Below are 18,365 nucleotides of genomic sequence, written 5' to 3' on the forward strand. Positions count from 1 at the left end.
ACTCAGCTTCGTGCAACAAATGTTTCATGGCCGAGCCCGCGAAATCCTCGCCACTGAGCGAACTGCGCATTGCATTGCCATCGCTTCCGATGCGGTTGCAGGAGGTCGGGCGTTTCGTTGCAGCCAACGATTACGACGCCACCACGCGTTCGATGCGCGATCTCGCAGCGGTTGCCGGCGCCGATCCCGCCGCGTTCACGCGGCTTGCCAAGGCGATCGGCTATTCGGGTTGGGATGAATTGCGCGCGGCGTTGACGGAGGCGCGGCGGCCCTCGCAGCTAGCGCCTTTCTCCGGCCGCGCCAAGGGCCGCCGCCACGGCCCGAACGCCGATGTCGCGCTCATCACCGACAAGCTGGAGGCCGAGGCCGCCGGCCTTCCGCGCATCCCGGCCCGGCCGATCGCGGAGGCGGCGCGCGCACTCCACCACGCCAAGCGGATCTGGATCACCGGCTACCGAAGCTGCCGCAGCGTCGCGGAATTGCTGAACTACGAGCTCCGGCTGTTTCGTCCCGAACAGGTGCAGCTCGTCGGCGCGTCCGGCCCCGACGATCTCGATATGGGCGCGTTCCGGCCCGGCGAGGCCGTCATCGTCATCGGCTTCATGCCCTACACCCACGCGAGCGTCCGGGTCGCGCAGGCCGCCTATCGTGCCGGCGCGGCCCTGATCGCGATCGCCGATAGCCCATCGGCGCCGATGGCTGAAGGTGCCGACCACGTGCTGCTGTTCGAGGCGGCCTCCTCTCCCGGCTTTTTCCCGAGCCTCACCGGCGCCATCGCGATCGCGCAATCGCTCGCCGCCGTGACGTTTTCGCTCGGCGGCACGGCCGCGAAAAAGCGCCTGGAGAATACCGAGGCCCGGCTGGCCGCGGCTTCAACTTACGTATCAGAGAAAGGTTGACCCATGGCCGCCCGCACCAGCCGCGTGCTGCATCGCTCGCTGCGCGAAACGCCGCCCAAGGCAATCGGCGGCGAAGGCGTCTATCTCTTTGCCGAGGACGGACGCCGCGTGATCGACGCCTCCGGCGGCGCGGCGGTCTCTTGCCTCGGCCACCAGCATCCACGCGTCATCGCGGCGCTGACGAAGCAGGCCTCGACCCTCGCTTATGCCCACACAGCCTTCTTCTCGTCGGAGCCGGCGGAGGCGCTTGCCGAGACGCTGGTCGGCCACGAGCCCGGTGGCCTCGCCTACGCCTATTTCGTCAGCGGCGGATCGGAAGCGGTTGAAGCCAGCATCAAGCTCGCGCGGCAATATTTCATCGAGCGCGGCGAGCCGCAGCGGCAGCACTTCATTGCGCGGCGGCAGAGCTACCACGGCAATACGCTCGGCGCGCTCGCGGCGGGCGGCAATGCCTGGCGCCGCGCGCCCTACGCGCCGCTGCTCTCCAACGCCTTCAGCCATGTGACCCCGGCCTTCGCTTATCACGAGAAGCACGAAGGTGAATCGGATGCGCAGTTCGTGGCGCGGCTCGCCGCCGAACTCGAAGCCGAGTTTCAGCGGCTTGGCCCCGACACCGTCGCCGCGTTCCTCGCAGAGCCCGTCGTCGGGGCCACCGCAGGTGCCGTCACGGCGCCGGACGGCTACTTCAGGGCGGTGCGCGAGATCTGCGACCGACACGGCGCGCTGCTCATTCTCGACGAGGTCATGAGCGGCATGGGCCGCACCGGCACCACGCACGCCTGGGAGCAGGAAGGCGTGGCACCCGACATCCAGGCGATCGCCAAGGGTCTCGGCGGCGGCTACCAGCCGATCGGTGCAATGCTCGCGAGCGGCAGGATCATCCACACAATCCGCTCAGGTTCGGGCGCCTTCCTGCACGGCCACACGTATCTGGCGCACCCTCTCGCTTGCGCCGCCGCGCTCGCGGTGCAGGACGTGATCCGCGAGGACGGCCTGCTCGACCGGGTCAAGGAGCGCGGCAAGCAGCTCGAGCAGCGGCTCACCGAGCGCTTCGGCAATCACCGCCATATCGGCGACATCAGGGGCCGCGGCCTGTTCTGGGCGATCGAGCTCGTCGCCGATCGCGCCAGCCGAACCTCGTTTGATCCCGCGCTGAAGCTGAATCAGAAGATCAAGGCGGAGGCCTTCGCCAACGGCCTCGGCTGCTATCCCGGCGGCGGCACCGCAGACGGCATCCGTGGCGACCACGTGCTGCTGGCGCCGCCCTATATCACCTCCGCGGAGGAGATCGATCTGATCGTCGACAAGCTCGGCACGGCCGTCGACAGCGTATTGCGTCGTGTCAATCACTGAGGGGAGAAAAGCATGATGAGGAAAGTGGTTATCATAGCCGGCGTGCTCGCGGCGTCGACGGTGGTGGCGTCGGCGGCAACGCTCGACACGGTGAAGAGCCGCGGCACGCTGATATGCGGCGTCAGCGCCGGTTTCGCCGGCTTCTCCGCACCGGATTCGCAAGGCAACTACAAGGGTCTCGACGTCGATTATTGCCGCGCGCTCGCCGCCGGCGTGCTCGGCGATGCCAGCAAGGTGCGTTACGTCTCGCTGACCGCGCAGAACCGCTTCACCGCGCTCCAGTCCGGCGAGATCGACGTGCTCTACCGCAACTCGACGCAGACCTATCTGCGCGGTGTCACGCTGGGCCTGCGGCAAGGTCCAATCAACTTCTACGACGGTCAGGGCTTTGTCGTGAAGAAAGACCTCGGCGTGAAGGAGATCAAGGACCTCAAGGGCGCCACCGTCTGCGTCGCGCAGGGTACCACGCATGAGGTCACGCTCGGCGATTACGGCCGCGCCAACGGCATCGATTGGAAGCCGTTGGTGTTCGACCGCGTCGACACCATGTACCAGACCTTCTTCGGCGGCCGCTGCGATGCCATGACCCAGGACGCTTCCGCGCTTGCTGGCGCCGTGACGACCGCGGCGCCGAACGCGGCCGACTACGTCGTGCTGCCGCAGACCATCAGCAAGGAGCCGCTCGGCCCCTTCACCCGCAATGGCGACGAGGTCTGGAGCGACATCATCACCTGGCTGCACTACGGCTTGATCGAGGCCGAAGAGCTCGGCGTCACACAAGGCAATGTCGATGAGATGGCGAAGTCGCAGACGCCCGCGATCCAACGCCTGCTCGGTGCCTCCGGCGATCTCGGCTCGCGGCTCGGGCTCGACAACAAATGGCTGGTCACGGCCATCAAGGCCACCGGCAATTACGGCGAGATCTACGAGCGCAATGTCGGCAAGGCGAGCCCGCTCAAGCTCGAGCGCGGCCTCAACGGTCTCTGGAGCAAGGGCGGCTTGATGTACGCGGTGCCGTTTAAGTAAACGTTTTGCGTGTCCCGGACGCGTTGCGTCCGGGGCTCGCGACCTTCCATCAGGTAACGTTCAATGACGAAGTCTCCTCGCATCGCGCTGATCCACGCCCTCAAGCATTCCATCGCCCCGATCGAAGCTGCGTTCGCGAAGGTGTGGCCGGAAGCGCGGCTGATGAACCTGCTCGACGACAGCCTGTCGTCGGATCTGGCGCGTGACGGCAAGCTCAACGATGCCATGACCGAACGCTTTCTTGCGCTCGGCCACTACGCCGCGGCGACAGGCGCGGACGCGATCCTGTTCACCTGCTCGGCCTTCGGTTCCTGCATCGAGGCGGTTGCGCGCGCACATGCGCCGATGCCGGTGCTCAAGCCGAACGAAGCCATGATCGAGCGCGCGATGACGATGGGCCGGCGGATCGGCCTGCTCTCGACCTTCCCGCCGACGCTGGCTTCGATGCCGCCGGAATTTCCGGCCTCCGTCCAGATCGTGCCGAAACTCGCCGAAGGCGCGCTGGCCGCGCTCGACCGTGGCGACCGCGCTACGCATGACCGGCTGATCGTGGAAGCCGCACGCGATTTGCGCGATTGCGACGTCGTCGCGCTCGCGCAGTTCAGCATCGCGGCAACCGCGCCTCTCGTGGCAGAAGCCACCGGCCGCCCTGTCGTGACCACGCCCGACAGCGCCGTCGAGAAGCTGATGAAGCTGTTGGCGGCGAGGGCTTAAGCGCCAGCCTGTTTCCGGCGCCGCGCGCCTTTGATCGCCGCCGCAAGCGCGGCCTTGGTTTCACTGACAAAATCCTCGACCAGGTCTTCGCGCGTGGCATGGGCCGCCTCGCCGGTGAACAGTCCCTGCTCAGCCAGCATCACCACGCCGTGCACCGCCGCCCAGATCTTGAGCGCCTGCCGCTCGCGCAGATAATCAACGGCCGGGGCTTCCAATGCGTCGACCACGAGCGCAAAGGTTTCGCGGGTCGCTTCGTGCAGCTCGCTGCCTTTCGCCGCACACGACACCGTGCGCGAGGCGAACATCAAGCGGTAGATGCCATTGCGGCGTAAGCCGAAATCCAGCGTCGCCTGCGCCAGCAGCGACAGCTTCGACCGCTTCGACGGCTTTGCCATCGCCGCCCGCAATATCCCGTTGAGCTGCCGGAACGCCTCCGCCGTCACCGCCGCAAGCAGCGCCTCGCGATCGGCGAAATGCCGGTAGGGCGCCGGCTGCGAAACACCCAGCTGCTTTGCCAGCGCCTTGATGCTGATCGCCTCCGTCCCGCCCTGCTCGGCTTTGCGCAGCGCGGCCTTGATCAAGGCGTCGCGGAGATCGCCGTGGTGGTAGGTATTCTCGGGCTTGCGGGCAAGTTGTGAACGCATGTTGCGCAGAGCCTATAAGTTTGCGCTTGACAGGGGAAGCCTGCCGCGAATGTAATAGCCTATAACTTGAACAAAAACCCAAATGGGAGCGCGCGCCGCCTTCGGGCCGGAGTGCACACCATCGAGGAAGCCGCCATGACAGAGCGACTGAGGGTTCACGTTGATCCCGACAAATGCCAGGGGCACGCGCGCTGCAAGGCGCTGGCGCCGGAGCTGTTCGAGCTGGACGAATACGGCAACGCCCACGAAGCCGGCGACGGCACGGTCCCGCCCGGCCTCGAAGACAAGGCCTGGCTCGCCAAGTCCAATTGCCCGGAAATCGCGATCGACGTGATCGAGGAGTAGCGCGCCCGCTTCTGCCCGCGTGCCTTCCGCGACCACGAGCCCCCAAGGGATTTCGAGGGATTTCGAGATGTCCGACATCAGCCAGCCCACCGCCCATCCGCCCGTGACCGACTGGGTCCATGATTTCGACCACACCGATCCGCAATGGACGGAAGATCCCTTCCCGATTTGGGACGAGCTGCGCGCCGCAAGCCCGGTCGTGCATACCGAACGCTTCCTCGGCTGCTACATGCCGACGACCTATGAGGCAGTGCGCGAGATCGCCAACGACAGCGAGCATTTCTCCTCACGTCGCATCATCGTCCGCGACGTTCGCCCGGAGATCACCAGCAGAAACTCCGCCCCGCCGATCACGTCCGATCCGCCGGTGCACAAGCCAGCCAAGCAATTGCTGCTGCCGCCGTTCACGCCGGACGCGATGAAGAAGCTGGAGCCGCGGGTGCGCGCGATCTGCAACGAGTTGATCGACGGTTTCATCACCGAAGGCCGACTGGACGCGGCAGAGCGCTACACCAAGCACATTCCGGTTCGCGCGATCGCACACATGCTCGGCATCCCCGAGACGGACAGCGATCTCTTCATCCGATGGATCCACATGATCCTGGAACTTGGCATCAAGGACGAAAACACGTTGCTCCAGGCGGTGCACGAGATGAGCGCCTATTTCAGCGCCCATATCGAAGCGCGCAAGAACAAGCCAACCGACGACCTCATCTCCTACCTGATGAATGCCAGGGACAAGGACGGCAATCCGCTCGAGGATTCGCATGTGCTGGGCTCGCTGCGCCTGCTCCTGATCGCCGGCATCGACACTACCTGGAGCGCGATCGGCTCCTCGCTCTGGCACCTTGCCCGGACGCCCGCCGACCGCGAGCGCCTGGTTGCCGAGCCCGAGCTGATCCCGACCGCGGTGGAGGAGCTGCTGCGCGCCTATTCGCCGGTGACGATGGCGCGCGAAGTGGTCAAGGAGACCACGATTTCGGGCTGCCCGGTCAAGGCAGGCAACATGGTGCTGCTGTCCTTCCCGGCCGCCAACCGGGATCCGAAAATGTTTCCGGATGCTGACAAGGTCGTAATTGACCGCCGCGAGAACCGCCACGCCGCCTTCGGCCTCGGCATCCACCGCTGCGTCGGCTCGAACCTTGCGCGCATGGAGATGCAGGTTGCGCTGGAGGAATGGCTGAAGCGCATTCCGGGCTTCGCCCTCGATCCGGCAGGCACGGTGACCTGGTCCCAAGGAACCGTCAGAGGCCCCCGCCAGTTGCCATTTTTGCTTGGAAAGGCGATGTAGACCTCTCCAAACAGTGATACGGAGAGGCCGGACTTGCACCGCCACGAGTAGCCGATGGCCGAAGACAACGAGCCGCCCGACAGCAAGCTGACGCGCACCAAGGAAAAATGGGCGCGCGAGGGCCGCTTTTTGACAGGCAAGATCACGCGCCCGGAAGATCAGCGCCTGCCGCCCGGTCAGCATCTGACAAAGGACTGGCCGGTGCTCGATCTCGGAGTCGTACCGCCGATTTCGCGCGAGCACTGGCGGCTCGACGTCTACGGCGCGATCGAGAACCCCGTGTTCTGGACCTTTGCCGAGTTCGCCGCCCAGAAGCAGGCGCAGTTCATCTCCGACATCCACTGCGTCACCACCTGGTCGCGCTACGACAATGAGTGGGAGGGGCTCGCCACGCGCGAGCTGCTCGCGGCCTGCCAGCCGCGCCCGGACGCGCGCTTCGTCGTGTTGCATTCCCATGATGGCTACACCACCAACCTCGCGCTGGACGACTTTGCCGCCGAGGACGCATTGCTCGCCCATAGCTGGTCCGGTGAGCCATTGTCGGCCGAACATGGCGGCCCGGTACGGCTGGTCGTGCCGCATCTGTATTTCTGGAAGAGCGCCAAATGGGTTCAGTCGATCGAATTCCTGACCGAGGACGCGCCGGGCTTCTGGGAAGTCCGTGGCTACCATAACCGCGGCGATCCCTGGGCAGAGCAACGCTATTCGGGCGACTAGGTTCAGCAAGGAACGGGGGAAACCCATGCCGACAGAGCGCTTTCAATTCACCGGCGAAGGCGGCCATCAGCTTTCGGCCGCGCTGGAGCTACCCGACGGCGAGCCCGGGGCCTTCGCGCTGTTCGCGCATTGCTTCACCTGCGGCAAGGACACGCTGGCCGCCAAACGCATCTCGGTCGCGCTGGCCGCCAAGGGCATCGCGGTGCTGCGCTTCGACTTCACCGGGCTCGGCTCCAGCGAGGGGGATTTTGCCAATTCGACGTTTTCCTCCAACGTTGCCGATCTCGTGCGCGCCGCCGATCATCTGCGTAGCGTCCGCAAGGCGCCGTCGATTCTGATCGGTCACAGCCTCGGCGGCGCCGCGATCCTTGCGGCAGCAGGACGAATCCCGGAAGCCAAGGCGGTTGTGACCATTGCGGCACCATCCGATCCCGCCCACGTCACCGGCCTTTTCAAAGAGCATCTCGGCGACATTCGCACGCAAGGTGAGGTCGAAGTCTCGCTTGCGGGACGCCCGTTCCGGATCAAGCGCGAATTCCTCGACGACGTCGCCGAGCACGAGCTGATGAAAGACGTCGCCGGCCTGCACAAGGCGCTGTTGGTGATGCATTCTCCGGTCGACGATACCGTCGGTATCGACAATGCGACGAAGCTCTTCGTCTCCGCCAGGCATCCCAAGAGCTTCGTCTCGCTCGACCATGCCGATCATCTCCTGACCAAGCCGGCCGACGCGCTCTATGCAGCCGACGTGATCGCGGCCTGGGCGAGCCGGTACATCGACGCGGCCAAACCTGCGAAGGCGATGGATCTCCCCGAGGCGCCGCGCCGGGTCGTGGTGCAGGAGACCCGCAAGAGCAAGTTCAACCAGACCATCTCCGTCGGTCCGCATCAGCTCGTCGCGGACGAGCCGGTCGCCGCCGGCGGCGAGGATGCCGGCCCTGGTCCTTACGATCTCCTGCTCGCTGGCCTCGGGGCCTGTACCTCGATGACCATGCGCCTCTATGCCAACCGCAAGTCGTTGCCGCTCGATCGTGTCACCGTCTCACTGAAGCATTCCAAGATCTATGCAAAAGACTGCGCGGAATGCGAGACGCGCGATGGCATGCTCGACCAGATCGAGCGCGACATCGCGATGGACGGCGCGCTCGATCCCGAGCAGCGCAAGAAATTGATGGAGATCGCCGACAAGTGCCCGGTGCACCGGACGCTGACGTCGGAAATCCGCATCGTGACCAAGGCCGTGGATTAGCGCGACTGCGCTAGAAGCACGACGCCATTGTTCGCACCGCCGCGGTGATCTCGCTCTCGCGCCAGGCCGCGAAGCCGAGCAGCAGGCCGTGGTCGCGCGGCCTGCCCAGTGCCAAGCCGGACAGGGCACGCGTTTCAACGCCCGCTTCGACCAGCCGCTTGACCGCCACCTGATCAGCGCGACCGCGCTTGAGACGCGCGACGAGCTGAATGCCACCGGGGGGCACTTCGGCAGAGAGCACATCGCCCAAATGGCGCTCCAATCCCTCCACGAGGTGATCGCGGCGGGCGTGATAGATCCGGCGCACCCGGCGCAGATGCGCCAGGAAATGCCCGTCGGCAATGAACTCGGCCAGCGCCTCCTGGATGTGGCTCGCGGCGATCAGTCCGATGTGCCGCTGTACGATCTCGAGAGTACCGACCATGGCCCGCGGTATGACGAGGTAGCCGAGCCGGATATCCGAGGTCATGACCTTGGAGAACGTGCCGACATAGAACACGCGGCCGTGGGCATCGAGTCCCTGCAGGGCCGGCACCGGCCGGCTATCATAGTGGAATTCGCCGTCGTAATCGTCCTCCACGATCCAGGTCTTGCCGGGCCTGCTCAGGCCAAGAAACTCCGTGCGGCGCGAGAGCGACATCAGGCGGCCGGTCGGGTGCTGATGCGACGGCGTCATGAAGATCAAGGTCGGGGCCGCCAAGCCACCAATCCGCTGCATGCCCTGCTCGTCCAAACTCATCCCGATCACGCGCGCACCGGATGCGCGGAAGGCGGCCGCGGCGCCGGGATAGCCGGGATCCTCGACCCAGACATCGTCGCCGGGGGTGATGACGGCGGCCGCGATCAAAGTCAGCGCAGCCTGCGCGCTCGGCAGAATCAGGATCTGATCCGCCGTCGCGCGCACGCCCCTGCTGGTCGCAAGATAATGCGCCAGTGCCTCGCGCAGGCGCGGCCGATTGACCGGTCCGAGCTCGCGCCTCGCCGCGCGCACAGCGCTGCGGCGCAGGCAGCGCGCCCAGACCTCGTTGGGAAACTCCCTGAAATCGCCATGTCCGGGACGCAAGGGTCTCAGTCGCGCCTGATAAGACATCGGCCAGTCGGTCTGCGTGAGGCTCGACGCCCAGGGCGAAAGCCGCGGCTTGCCAGGGCGTATGCGAGATGCGACGGCGCCAGCCTCTGTGACGCGCTCGCCGCCGTCGACCGCAACCATCGGACGGCGGCCGTGCGAGGCTTCGAGATATCCCTCGGCGGCGAGTTGCTCGAACGCATAGCTGACGGTGTTGCGCGAGACGCCGAGATCGCTCGCAAGCCCACGGCTCGACGGCAGCGTGCGGCCTTTGACGAGACGCCCGGTCGCGATCAAGCTTCGGAGCTGGCTCGTCAGTTGAGCCACCAGCCCCTCGTCGTCGGCCCGGTTCAGGTCGATCAGGGCGGAGATCATGCTGTCCGGAACTGGCACCCTATTCCTTTCCGATCTGGCACTGTTTCAGGTGCCAGACGAGATGCTATCCGCTGGACTGGACTGCTTCAAGGACCTCCGAAATGAACTCCCTATCCCCCCGCGCAGCCGTTGGCCTGTTTCTCATCGTCGTGCTGGCTTGGGGCATAAACTGGTCGGTGACGAAGCAACTTGTCCAATTCCTTCCACCACTGTGGGCTTCAGCGATCCGGAGTTGGATCGCGCTGGCTGGATTGTTCGTGATTCTCGGGCTCAGCAACAATCTGATGATTCCGGAGCGTCGCGACATCCCGGTGGTCCTGAGCGTTGCACTGCTGCACATGACCGTGTTCTCGGTCCTGGTTGCGGCCGGTGTGCGCTTCCTACCCGCGAGCAAGGCCGTTGTGCTCGGCTACACCACGCCACTCTGGGTCGCGATCGCCGCGCCGCTGCTCGGGAAGGACACTTTGACGGCGCCGAAGCTCGCCGGCGCGCTGCTGGGCCTGATCGGCCTGATCGTCATCCTGAACCCGGCCTCGATCGACTGGACCAACACCAATGTCGTGCTCGGCGCCGGCATGGTGATCCTGGCCGCGATCTCATGGGCCGCGAACATTATCTATATCCGCGCCCATCGCTGGATTGCCTCGCCGCTCCAGCTTCTGATCTGGCAAGTGCTCGTGGCAACCATCGTGCTATCGGTGAGCGCGACCATCGCGGATGGCCTGCCGCATGTGGAGTGGTCGTGGAGACTCGTTTTGCTGTTCCTGTATTCCGGGCTGATCGGGACGGTGCTCGCCTATTGGGCGATGTCGATGGTGAATAAGAGCATCTCGGCCCTGACGACCTCGCTCGGCACCACCGCAACGCCGCTCGTCGGCATCGCCAGCGCCGCGATCCTGCTGGGCGAGCCGATCGACATGAGTCTGGTGATAGCGGCCGCGCTGATCATCACCGGCATCGGTCTCGCATCGCTCGGCGATCGCCTGCTGCGTGGTCAGGCTACCGCGAAGGGCTGAACGCGCAGTATCCCGCGCAAGCCCGCCGTCGTGCCGAGCAGGATGCCGGTGACAGCGACGAATGAGCCGAGCGCGAGCGTCGACACGCCGGTGAGCCCTTGGCCGATCGAACAGCCGAACGCCATCACGCCGCCGATGCCCATCAGCGCGGCGCCAGCCGCCGATCGCAGCATATGGCGTGGCGAGGAATAGCCTTCGAGATGGAAACGGCCCGTCGCAAGCGCGGTGACCAGACTGCCGGCGAAGACACCGGCAACCGTCGCGATGCCGAAATTCAGCGTCAGGCCCGTCGAGAGCATGGCATATTGCAGGCTGTCCGCGATCGGCGCGACGAAGGTAAGCGAGGTCACGGGGACGGGGTTGAAATCATCCGCGCCGAGATAGCCGGTGACGAACCAGCCGCCGGCGACGAGGAGACCCACGACGACACCGGCTGCAATCTGGCCGGGCGAACGCCGGAACGCTGGGTGCGCGAAAGCAAAAAGGATCAGCGTGACGACAACGACAGCAGCAGCCATTGCGCGCGAAAGCGCTTCAGCCGGACCGAACATGGCGAACAATGACGGCAGCGAATTCACGTTGACCGTGGTTTGCGAGGCCTGGACCACGGCGATGCGCGCCGGCGCGATCAGGCCCTTGAGCGTCATCTGCGCGGCGATGGCGAGCACGACCACCACGACGAAGGAGCGGAGATTGCCACGACCGAGCAGCACCAGCGCGCGCGAACCGCAGCCGTTGGACAGTACCATGCCATATCCGAACAGAAGTCCGCCGAGAAACAGCACCGGCATCGAGAAGGACTGTTGCAGGTAAATCGACTTGCCGAGATTGACCATGCCGGTGCCGGCGAGGAACTGGCTCGCTGTGGTCGCAACCGCGATCGCCAGCGCATAGGTTCGGACCAACCGCCCATCCCCCTCCGACAACCAGCCGCGCATGCTGCTCATCAGGCAGAAGCCGCTGAGCAGGCCGACAGCGCCGTAGACCAGGCCGACGACGAGGCCGGCGAGGATGATGAGTTGGGGAGACGAATCCATGATCAAGGTTTCAGGATCACGCGATCCCGCGAGGAGCCTGCAACGGCGACATAGGCCTCCTTCGCGCGTTCGAGCGGATAGACGGCGTTCGCCTTGATCGGAAACGGTTTCAGGTGCCCGCTCGCGAAGCCCGGGCCGAGGTCACGCAGCACAGCGCCTGTCGCGATCGACGACAGGCCGAGCGTGTCGATGCCGACATAGGTGTGTTGCCCGCGGTAGAATTCGAGAATGTTGAACTGCACGATGCGGTCGATGGCGGCGATCAGGATCTGGCGGCCGCGAAGCGCGAGCGACTTGTGCGCCGCCTGGAAATAGGGATCGCCGACCGTGTTGAAGACGATGTCGGCGCCTTTGCCATCGGTCACCTCGCGCAGGCGTGTGGCGACGTCGGTCGCGGAAGCGTCGATCACCTCGATGGATGCATTGGTGTGGCCCTCATAAGGTTCCGCCTTGCGCACCACGCCGATGACACGCGCGCCCTGCCAGGTCGCGATCTGCACCGCCGCTTGACCAACCTTGCCGTTGGCGCCGAACACCAGCACCGTTTCCCCGGGCTTTGGAATGCCGGCGCGGCGAAAACCCTCCATGGCGGTGACAAAGGGCACGCCGATGCCGGCGGCCTCCTCCCAAGACACGGTCTTCGGCTTCTCCACCACCGCGTCGGATTCAACGACGAGATGGCTGGCGTGAGTGCCGTCGCGGCGGATGCCGAGATCGCCGGAGGAGCCGAACACCTCGCGGCCCATCGTACCGGCGGGCCCGTCGATCACCACGCCGGCGTAATCGCGCCCCGGCGTGCGCGGGAAGATGGCATAGGCCATTAGCCCAGTCGCGGCCTTGACGTCGGACGGATTGACGGCGGCGGCCTTGACCTCGATCAGGAGATCGTTCGGACCGCGCGCGAGCGTATGAGGCTCGACGCGAGGTGCAATCCCAGCGGCGTTCTCGGCCTTGGCATTGAGGCGGACGCAGCGCGCCTCGACGGCTTTGGGATCGGCTGACGACATGGAAAAGATCCGCGATTTCTCGCGGGCCTTGTCGCCTTTGGGGGCGGTCAAGTCAATCCGTCAAGTCAATCCCATCAACTCAATCCTTCGGCCGCTTGTCGTAGAGCCGCTTCGCCTTGCCGAGCGAGCGTTCCAGCGTCGCAGGCGCAACCACCCGCACGTTGGAGCTGATCCCGATCGTGTTCTTGATATGGGTTGAGATCCGATCGGCATGGTCGAGGAGACCCCGGCCATCCCAACTCTCCGGCCGCGCCTCGGCAATGATGGTCAACTCGTCCATGCGTCCTTCCCGAGTCAATTCCAGAATGAAATGCCCGCCGCACCAGTCGGTGGCGAGCAGAACCTCCTCGATCTGGGTCGGGAACAGGTTGACGCCGCGCAGGATGATCATGTCGTCCGAGCGCCCCGTGACCTTCTCCATCCGCCGCATGCCGGGCCGCGCCGTGCCCGGCAGAAGCCGCGTCAGGTCGCGGGTGCGATAGCGGATCACCGGAAAGGCTTCCTTGGTGAGCGATGTAAACACCAGTTCGCCCTTCTCCCCGTCGGGCAGCACCGCACCGGTGTCGGGATCGATCACTTCGGGATAGAAATGATCCTCCCAGATATGCAGGCCGTCCTTGGTCTCGATGCATTCCTGCGCAACGCCGGGCCCGATCACCTCGGAGAGGCCGTAGATGTCGGTGGCATCCATGTCGAAGGCATCTTCGATCTCGCCGCGCATGGCATTGGTCCAGGGCTCCGCGCCGAAGATGCCGACCTTGAGCGAGCACTGGCGCGGATCGAGCTTCTGACGCTTGAACTCGTCGAGGATCGCCAGCATGTAGCTCGGCGTCACCGTGATGATGTCGGGCCGGAAATCGTTGATGAGCTGCACCTGCCGCTCGGTCATGCCCCCGGAGATCGGCACCACAGTGCAGCCGAGTTTTTCGGCGCCGTAGTGCACGCCAAGCCCGCCCGTGAAAAGACCGTAGCCATAAGCATTGTGGATGATCATGCCGGTGCGGCCGCCCGCGGCGCGGATCGAGCGTGCCATCACGTCCGACCAGGTGTCGATGTCGCGTTGCGTATAGCCCACCACGATCGGCTTGCCCGTCGTGCCGGAGGACGCATGCACGCGCACCAGTTTCTCACGGGGCACGGCAAACATGTTGAAGGGATAGTTGTCGCGCAGGTCCGTTTTTACGGTGAACGGAAATTTCGCAAGATCCGAGAGTTCGCGAAAGTCGGACGGGCGCACGCCGGCCGCGTCGAAAGCCTTGCGATAGTGCGCCACGTTGTCGTAGGCGTGCTTCAGCGACCAGGCCAGCCGCTGCACCTGCAGCGCCATGATCTCGTCGCGCGATGCACGCTCGTGCGCATCCAGCTCGGCCTTATACGTGTTGCCACCTTCCTTGAGCCTCGTCAGAGCCATCCTCGTTTCCCCGTATCATTGCTTTTCTTTATTGATCCTGCGCCGGCAGCCAATTTCCGGGAATCGCCCGCGAATGCCCGCGAAATTCGGCGATGACTGTATCGCCGGCGGTGACGCGCACGTCATAGATGCCGGAGCGGCCGCCACGCGTGACCTCGCGGGCCTTTGCGACGAGGCGATCGCCGAGCTTGCCTGGCTTGATGAAGGTGATCTGGCCCTGCGCCGCCACGACGCGGTCGTTGTGCGAGTTGCACGCGAAAGCGAAGGCGGAATCGGCCAGCGTGAAGATGAAGCCGCCATGGGTGATGCGCTGGCCGTTGACCATATCCGGCCGCACATTCATCGCCAGCGTCGCGAACCCCGGGCCGATCTCGACGATCTCCATGCCGAGTCCTTTGGAGGCATCGTCCTCCGCCCACATCGCATCGGCGCAGGCGCGGGCAATATCCTCGGGCGACAAGGCGGCTTTGACGTTCACGCGCTTCTCCCGTCCGATTGTTTGGACACGATGTTCTGCTGCCTGGCTAAAACTGTCAAACGTGGTCGTAGTCGACCACGACCCGCTCCGACGATGGCTTGGCCTGACAGGTCAGGACAAAGCCGGCCTTCAGCTCCCAGGGTTCCAGCGAGTAGTTGATGTCCATCGGCGCCTCGCCCTCCACCAGTTTGGCACGGCAGGTCGAGCACATGCCGCCCTTACAGGCGAAGGGCAGATCGACACCGGCGCGTAGCGCGGCATCGAGGATCGCCTCGTCCTCTGCCACCGGCACGTCGCGGCGCTTGCCGTCGATGATCAGCGACGCGATCGCTTTCGGCGGCGCGTCCGGCGCAACGATCTTCTTCGGCCGCGGCTTGCCACCGAACTCCGAGACAAACCGCTCGACATGGATACGCTCCTCCGCGATGCCGAGATCGCGACAGGTCGCCTCGATGTCCTCGCTCATGCCGGACGGACCGCAGATGAAGACGTGATCGACGCTTTCCGCCGGTACCAGCGAGCGCAGCAGCACCCTCACCTTGTCGCCGTCGAGCCGGCCGTGCAGGATCGGAATGTCCTGTTCCTCGCCCGAGATGACGTGGAAGATCGAGAGGCGGTCGATGAAGCGATCCTTGAGCTCTTCGAGCGCCTCGAGGAACATGATGTTATCGGTCGTGCGATTGCCATAGAACAGGAAGAAGCGGCTGTCGGCTTCGCGCGCGAGGACGCCCTTGACGATCGACAGGATCGGCGTGATGCCGGACCCAGCGGCAAAGCCGACATGGATGCGGCCGCCGCCGGCTGGCGGGATCACGCCGAAGCGTCCCGTGGGCGTCATCACGTCCAGCGCGTCGCCACACTTCAAATCGTCCGCTGCCCAGCTCGAAAACGCGCCTCCATCAACCTTCTTGACGGCGATCCGTATCTCGCCGTCGTCGGGGCCGGAGCAGATCGAATAGGAGCGGCGCACTTCCTCGCCATCCAGCATGGTGCGGAGTGTGAGGTATTGGCCGGGCGTGAAAGCGTAGTCGGTCGCAAGCTCCGTCGGGATGGCGAATGTCAGCGATATGGCGTCCGACGCCTCGCGGCGGAGGTCGTTGACGGCCAGGCGATGAAAGCGTGGTGCGACTGCTGACATGGTCAATGACACTTGAAATAATCGAAGGGTTCGCGGCACGCCCTGCAGCGCCAGAGTGCCTTGCAGGAGGTGGAGCCGAATTCGGACAGCAGCTCGGTATTCGCCGAGCCGCATTGCGGGCACACAACGGCTTGCTCGCCGAACAGCGCGCGGCGTGAATTCGAGGCCTGCGGCGGTGCGATGCCGTAGGCATGAAGCTTCCGGCGGCCCTCTTCGCTCATCCAGTCGGTGGTCCAGGCCGGCGACAGCACGGTGCGGACCTTTGGACTGCGGAAACCGGCGCGCTCCAGCGCGACCTCGATTTCCAGCGCGATCATGTTCATGGCCGGACAGCCCGAATAGGTCGGGGTGATCGCGACCTCGACCTGATCGCCGTCGAGGACGACATCACGGAGCACGCCGAGATCGGCGATGGTCAAAACCGGGATTTCGGGATCGACCACGCTCGCCGCGGCATCCCAGGCCCGTCGGCGCAGATCGCTATGGGGCTCCAGCACCGTCACCATGTCTGCCCCGGGAAGGTACGCTGTATCGATTGCAGCTCTGAGAGGAGATGGCCGAGATGCTCGCTGTGCCGGCCCACGCGGCCGCCCTGCTGCATCCAGTCGTTCTGCGGCAGCTTGAGCGTTGCTTCGCCGATCACATCCGAAAGTGTCGTCAGCCAACGACCCCGCAAGGTGCCTGGGTCTACGGCGATACCGGCATGGATCAAGGCGTGCTCGCCGTCGTCGACGGCAAACATCTCGCCGGTGAACGCCCAGAGATGATCGATCGCAGCCTGCGCGCGGGCATGGCTCTCGTCGGTGCCGTCGCCGAGCCGGATCATCCACTCCGAGGAATGCCGCAAGTGATAGGCACTCTCCTTCTCCGACTTCGCGGCAATCGCAGCGAGCGTCGTATCGCGCGAGGTCATCATGGCGCGCCAGTAGAGATCGGCGAAGGCGGAATAGAAGAACTGCCGCACCAGCGTCTGGGCAAAGTCGCCGTTCGGCTGCTCGAGGAGCAGCAGATTGCGATACTGCCTGACATCGCGAAGGTAGGCGAGCTTGTCTTCGTCGTTGTCCTTGCCTTCGGCTTTGGCTGCGTAGGTGTAGAGCTCGCGGGCCTGGCCGATGAGGTCGAGCGCGATGTTGGAGAGCGCCATGTCCTCTTCCATCATCGGCGCATGCCCGCACCATTCCGACAGGCGGTGGCCGAGGATCAGCGCGTCGTCGGCGCGGCGTAATGCGTAGAGCACCAGCGGTGTTTCGGAGACCTCGATGTTCGCCATCACATGTGTCCTACTTCCTCAGGCACCTCGTAAAACGTCGGGTGGCGGTAGATCTTTGATTCCGCCGGCTCGAACATCATGCCCTTCTCGGCGGGATCGCTTGCGGTGATCGCCGTCGACGGCACCACCCAGATCGAAAGGCCCTCACCGCGACGCGTGTAGATATCGCGGGCGGCTTGCAAGGCCATCGTGGCGTCGCTCGCATGCAGCGAGCCGACATGCTTGTGCGCGAGCCCGTTGCGGCTGCGAATGAAGACTTCCCACAGCGGCGTGTTCGGCGTGGCCATCGCGATCTCCCTACTCTGCCGCTTGTGCAGTTCGACGCTGCGTGCGCTTTGCGGCATAGCTAGCTGTCGCCTCGCGCACCCAGGCGCCCTCATCGTGCGCCTTGCGGCGTGCCGCGATGCGATCCCGGTTGCAAGGACCGTTGCCGGCGAGCACCTGCTTGAACTCGGTCCAGTCGATCTCGCTGTAGCGCCAGTGCCCGTCGGCGTCCTGAATCATGCCGGGATCGGGAATGGTGAGGCCGAGATATTGCGCCTGCGGCACGGTGGCGTCGACGAACTTCTGCCGCAGCTCGTCATTGGAGAAGCGCTTGATCTTCCATTTCGTCGAGGTGTCGCTGTGCTGGCTGGTGGCATCGGGCGGGCCGAACATCATTAGCACCGGCCACCACCACCTATTCAAGGCATCCTGCGCCATCTCCTTCTGCTCCTCGGAGCCACGGCACAGCGTCAGCATGATCTCATAGCCCTGGCGCTGATGGAACGACTCCTCCTTGCAGACGCGGATCATCGCGCGCGCGTAAGGACCATAGGAGCAGCGACACAGCGGAATCTGGTTCATGATCGCGGCGCCGTCGACCAGCCAGCCGATGGTGCCGATGTCGGCCCAGGTGAGGGTCGGGTAGTTGAAGATCGAGGAATATTTGGCCTTGCCCGCGAGCATGGCGTCGACCAGCTCTTCGCGCGAAGTGCCGAGCGTCTCGGCCGCGGCATAGAGATAGAGCCCGTGGCCGCACTCGTCCTGCACCTTGGCGAGCAGCGCGGCCTTGCGGCGCAAGGACGGCGCGCGGGTGATCCAGTTGCCTTCGGGCAGCATGCCGACGATTTCGGAATGAGCGTGCTGGGAGATCTGGCGGGTCAGCGTCTTGCGATAAGCCGCCGGCATCCAGTCGTTCGGCTCGATGCGCTCCTCGGCATCGATGCGCGTCTGGAACTGCGCAGCCTTGGCCGCATCCTCGAGGCCGCGATCATCGGTCTCGGCCGTGTTCAGCGCCTGGGTATACATGCGCATCCTCCCATTTTATTGAGCAATATATAACAAGAA

The 18,365-nt window shown here is 64.9% G+C and carries 20 protein-coding genes; 9 read left to right on the plus strand and 11 right to left on the minus strand.

The features are described 5' to 3' along the window. Window positions 1-26 precede the first annotated feature (26 nt). From BcanWU425_RS27775 to BcanWU425_RS27790, 4 genes are all read left to right on the plus strand, one after another. The gene (locus tag BcanWU425_RS27775; protein ID WP_204510624.1) at window positions 27-899 is read left to right on the plus strand and encodes a MurR/RpiR family transcriptional regulator; all 873 of its coding nucleotides are present in this window, start codon (window positions 27-29) and stop codon (window positions 897-899) included. 3 nt (window positions 900-902) lie between these two features. Then, a complete protein-coding gene (locus BcanWU425_RS27780) occupies window positions 903-2,252 on the plus strand; it encodes an aspartate aminotransferase family protein (protein WP_204510623.1) in 1,350 nt (449 codons plus the stop codon). Window positions 2,253-2,264: 12 nt separating this feature from the next. Further along, window positions 2,265-3,278 carry an amino acid ABC transporter substrate-binding protein gene (locus BcanWU425_RS27785; RefSeq protein WP_085352170.1) on the plus strand — a complete coding sequence of 338 codons (1,014 nt, stop codon included), beginning with the start codon at window positions 2,265-2,267 and terminating at the stop codon, window positions 3,276-3,278. A 63-nt stretch (window positions 3,279-3,341) separates the two neighbouring features. Continuing rightward, entirely contained in the window at window positions 3,342-3,992 is a 651-nt protein-coding gene (locus BcanWU425_RS27790) for an aspartate/glutamate racemase family protein (RefSeq protein WP_018457005.1), read from the plus strand. Here the strand turns inward: BcanWU425_RS27790 and BcanWU425_RS27795 are convergent. Further along, window positions 3,989-4,636, minus strand: a complete 648-nt coding sequence (locus tag BcanWU425_RS27795) for a TetR/AcrR family transcriptional regulator (protein WP_204510622.1) — start codon at window positions 4,634-4,636, stop codon at window positions 3,989-3,991. The two genes, BcanWU425_RS27790 and BcanWU425_RS27795, sit on opposite strands and share 4 nt — an antisense overlap. 135 nt (window positions 4,637-4,771) lie before the next feature. Here BcanWU425_RS27795 and BcanWU425_RS27800 point away from each other — a divergent pair, with 135 nt between their 5' ends. The 4 genes from BcanWU425_RS27800 to BcanWU425_RS27815 all read left to right on the plus strand — a co-directional run bounded on the left by BcanWU425_RS27800 (window position 4,772) and on the right by BcanWU425_RS27815 (window position 8,238). Next, window positions 4,772-4,981: a ferredoxin gene (locus tag BcanWU425_RS27800; RefSeq protein WP_007607931.1), complete on the plus strand. Its 210-nt coding sequence runs from the start codon at window positions 4,772-4,774 to the stop codon at window positions 4,979-4,981. A 67-nt stretch (window positions 4,982-5,048) separates the two neighbouring features. Beyond that, a complete protein-coding gene (locus BcanWU425_RS27805) occupies window positions 5,049-6,272 on the plus strand; it encodes a cytochrome P450 (protein WP_204510621.1) in 1,224 nt (407 codons plus the stop codon). Window positions 6,273-6,326: 54 nt separating this feature from the next. Further along, complete coding sequence (locus BcanWU425_RS27810) at window positions 6,327-6,989, plus strand: sulfite oxidase-like oxidoreductase (protein ID WP_018457009.1); 663 nt, start codon at window positions 6,327-6,329, stop codon at window positions 6,987-6,989. A gap of 25 nt (window positions 6,990-7,014) precedes the next feature. Further along, window positions 7,015-8,238: a bifunctional alpha/beta hydrolase/OsmC family protein gene (locus tag BcanWU425_RS27815; protein WP_204510620.1), complete on the plus strand. Its 1,224-nt coding sequence runs from the start codon at window positions 7,015-7,017 to the stop codon at window positions 8,236-8,238. A gap of 10 nt (window positions 8,239-8,248) precedes the next feature. Here BcanWU425_RS27815 and pdxR read toward each other — a convergent pair whose 3' ends face one another. Continuing rightward, window positions 8,249-9,679 carry a MocR-like pyridoxine biosynthesis transcription factor PdxR gene (gene pdxR / locus BcanWU425_RS27820; RefSeq protein WP_204513908.1) on the minus strand — a complete coding sequence of 477 codons (1,431 nt, stop codon included), beginning with the start codon at window positions 9,677-9,679 and terminating at the stop codon, window positions 8,249-8,251. 101 nt (window positions 9,680-9,780) lie between these two features. Here pdxR and BcanWU425_RS27825 point away from each other — a divergent pair, with 101 nt between their 5' ends. Continuing rightward, window positions 9,781-10,695 carry a DMT family transporter gene (locus BcanWU425_RS27825; RefSeq protein ID WP_204510619.1) on the plus strand — a complete coding sequence of 305 codons (915 nt, stop codon included), beginning with the start codon at window positions 9,781-9,783 and terminating at the stop codon, window positions 10,693-10,695. On the opposite strand, the gene BcanWU425_RS27830 is transcribed toward BcanWU425_RS27825, so the two are convergent. From BcanWU425_RS27830 to paaA, 9 genes are all read right to left on the minus strand, one after another. Then, a complete protein-coding gene (locus BcanWU425_RS27830; RefSeq protein ID WP_204510618.1) occupies window positions 10,674-11,732 on the minus strand; it encodes a YeeE/YedE family protein in 1,059 nt (352 codons plus the stop codon). The two genes, BcanWU425_RS27825 and BcanWU425_RS27830, sit on opposite strands and share 22 nt — an antisense overlap. Before the next feature lie 2 nt (window positions 11,733-11,734). Then, the gene (locus tag BcanWU425_RS27835) at window positions 11,735-12,739 is read right to left on the minus strand and encodes a quinone oxidoreductase family protein (protein ID WP_204510617.1); all 1,005 of its coding nucleotides are present in this window, start codon (window positions 12,737-12,739) and stop codon (window positions 11,735-11,737) included. 79 nt (window positions 12,740-12,818) lie between these two features. Then, window positions 12,819-14,150 carry a phenylacetate--CoA ligase PaaK gene (paaK, locus tag BcanWU425_RS27840; RefSeq protein WP_085352164.1) on the minus strand — a complete coding sequence of 444 codons (1,332 nt, stop codon included), beginning with the start codon at window positions 14,148-14,150 and terminating at the stop codon, window positions 12,819-12,821. 28 nt (window positions 14,151-14,178) lie between these two features. Next, window positions 14,179-14,628, minus strand: coding sequence for a hydroxyphenylacetyl-CoA thioesterase PaaI (gene paaI / locus BcanWU425_RS27845; protein WP_204510616.1), 450 nt, complete (start codon window positions 14,626-14,628; stop codon window positions 14,179-14,181). Window positions 14,629-14,683: 55 nt separating this feature from the next. Beyond that, complete coding sequence (paaE, locus tag BcanWU425_RS27850) at window positions 14,684-15,766, minus strand: 1,2-phenylacetyl-CoA epoxidase subunit PaaE (RefSeq protein ID WP_085352162.1); 1,083 nt, start codon at window positions 15,764-15,766, stop codon at window positions 14,684-14,686. Between the two features lie 2 nt (window positions 15,767-15,768). Next, window positions 15,769-16,272 (minus strand): 1,2-phenylacetyl-CoA epoxidase subunit PaaD, encoded by a 504-nt coding sequence (gene paaD / locus BcanWU425_RS27855; RefSeq protein ID WP_018457018.1) that lies wholly within the window; start codon window positions 16,270-16,272, stop codon window positions 15,769-15,771. Next, a complete protein-coding gene (gene paaC / locus BcanWU425_RS27860) occupies window positions 16,266-17,036 on the minus strand; it encodes a 1,2-phenylacetyl-CoA epoxidase subunit PaaC (RefSeq protein WP_085352161.1) in 771 nt (256 codons plus the stop codon). Before paaC ends, paaD begins: the two co-directional genes overlap by 7 nt. Then, window positions 17,036-17,323 (minus strand): 1,2-phenylacetyl-CoA epoxidase subunit PaaB, encoded by a 288-nt coding sequence (gene paaB / locus BcanWU425_RS27865; RefSeq protein ID WP_008136594.1) that lies wholly within the window; start codon window positions 17,321-17,323, stop codon window positions 17,036-17,038. Before paaB ends, paaC begins: the two co-directional genes overlap by 1 nt. Window positions 17,324-17,333: 10 nt before the next feature. Beyond that, window positions 17,334-18,326 carry a 1,2-phenylacetyl-CoA epoxidase subunit PaaA gene (gene paaA / locus BcanWU425_RS27870; protein ID WP_231188726.1) on the minus strand — a complete coding sequence of 331 codons (993 nt, stop codon included), beginning with the start codon at window positions 18,324-18,326 and terminating at the stop codon, window positions 17,334-17,336. Window positions 18,327-18,365 lie beyond the last annotated feature (39 nt).

The organism is Bradyrhizobium sp. WU425 (genome assembly GCF_021052305.1).
GTDB lineage: Bacteria > Pseudomonadota > Alphaproteobacteria > Rhizobiales > Xanthobacteraceae > Bradyrhizobium > Bradyrhizobium canariense_D.

Excerpts from the sequence above, each read along its gene's own strand:
- BcanWU425_RS27775 (WP_204510624.1), top strand. The coding sequence starts at position 27 with ATGGCCGAGCCCGCGAAATCCTCGCCACTGAGCGAACTGCGCATTGCA.
- BcanWU425_RS27780 (WP_204510623.1), top strand. The coding sequence starts at position 903 with ATGGCCGCCCGCACCAGCCGCGTGCTGCATCGCTCGCTGCGCGAAACG.
- BcanWU425_RS27785 (WP_085352170.1), top strand. The coding sequence starts at position 2,265 with ATGATGAGGAAAGTGGTTATCATAGCCGGCGTGCTCGCGGCGTCGACG.
- BcanWU425_RS27790 (WP_018457005.1), top strand. The coding sequence starts at position 3,342 with ATGACGAAGTCTCCTCGCATCGCGCTGATCCACGCCCTCAAGCATTCC.
- BcanWU425_RS27795 (WP_204510622.1), bottom strand. The coding sequence starts at position 4,636 with ATGCGTTCACAACTTGCCCGCAAGCCCGAGAATACCTACCACCACGGC.
- BcanWU425_RS27800 (WP_007607931.1), top strand. The coding sequence starts at position 4,772 with ATGACAGAGCGACTGAGGGTTCACGTTGATCCCGACAAATGCCAGGGG.
- BcanWU425_RS27805 (WP_204510621.1), top strand. The coding sequence starts at position 5,049 with ATGTCCGACATCAGCCAGCCCACCGCCCATCCGCCCGTGACCGACTGG.
- BcanWU425_RS27810 (WP_018457009.1), top strand. The coding sequence starts at position 6,327 with ATGGCCGAAGACAACGAGCCGCCCGACAGCAAGCTGACGCGCACCAAG.
- BcanWU425_RS27815 (WP_204510620.1), top strand. The coding sequence starts at position 7,015 with ATGCCGACAGAGCGCTTTCAATTCACCGGCGAAGGCGGCCATCAGCTT.
- pdxR (WP_204513908.1), bottom strand. The coding sequence starts at position 9,679 with ATGATCTCCGCCCTGATCGACCTGAACCGGGCCGACGACGAGGGGCTG.
- BcanWU425_RS27825 (WP_204510619.1), top strand. The coding sequence starts at position 9,781 with ATGAACTCCCTATCCCCCCGCGCAGCCGTTGGCCTGTTTCTCATCGTC.
- BcanWU425_RS27830 (WP_204510618.1), bottom strand. The coding sequence starts at position 11,732 with ATGGATTCGTCTCCCCAACTCATCATCCTCGCCGGCCTCGTCGTCGGC.
- BcanWU425_RS27835 (WP_204510617.1), bottom strand. The coding sequence starts at position 12,739 with ATGTCGTCAGCCGATCCCAAAGCCGTCGAGGCGCGCTGCGTCCGCCTC.
- paaK (WP_085352164.1), bottom strand. The coding sequence starts at position 14,150 with ATGGCTCTGACGAGGCTCAAGGAAGGTGGCAACACGTATAAGGCCGAG.
- paaE (WP_085352162.1), bottom strand. The coding sequence starts at position 15,766 with ATGTCAGCAGTCGCACCACGCTTTCATCGCCTGGCCGTCAACGACCTC.
- paaD (WP_018457018.1), bottom strand. The coding sequence starts at position 16,272 with ATGGTGACGGTGCTGGAGCCCCATAGCGATCTGCGCCGACGGGCCTGG.
- paaC (WP_085352161.1), bottom strand. The coding sequence starts at position 17,036 with ATGGCGAACATCGAGGTCTCCGAAACACCGCTGGTGCTCTACGCATTA.
- paaB (WP_008136594.1), bottom strand. The coding sequence starts at position 17,323 with ATGGCCACGCCGAACACGCCGCTGTGGGAAGTCTTCATTCGCAGCCGC.
- paaA (WP_231188726.1), bottom strand. The coding sequence starts at position 18,326 with ATGTATACCCAGGCGCTGAACACGGCCGAGACCGATGATCGCGGCCTC.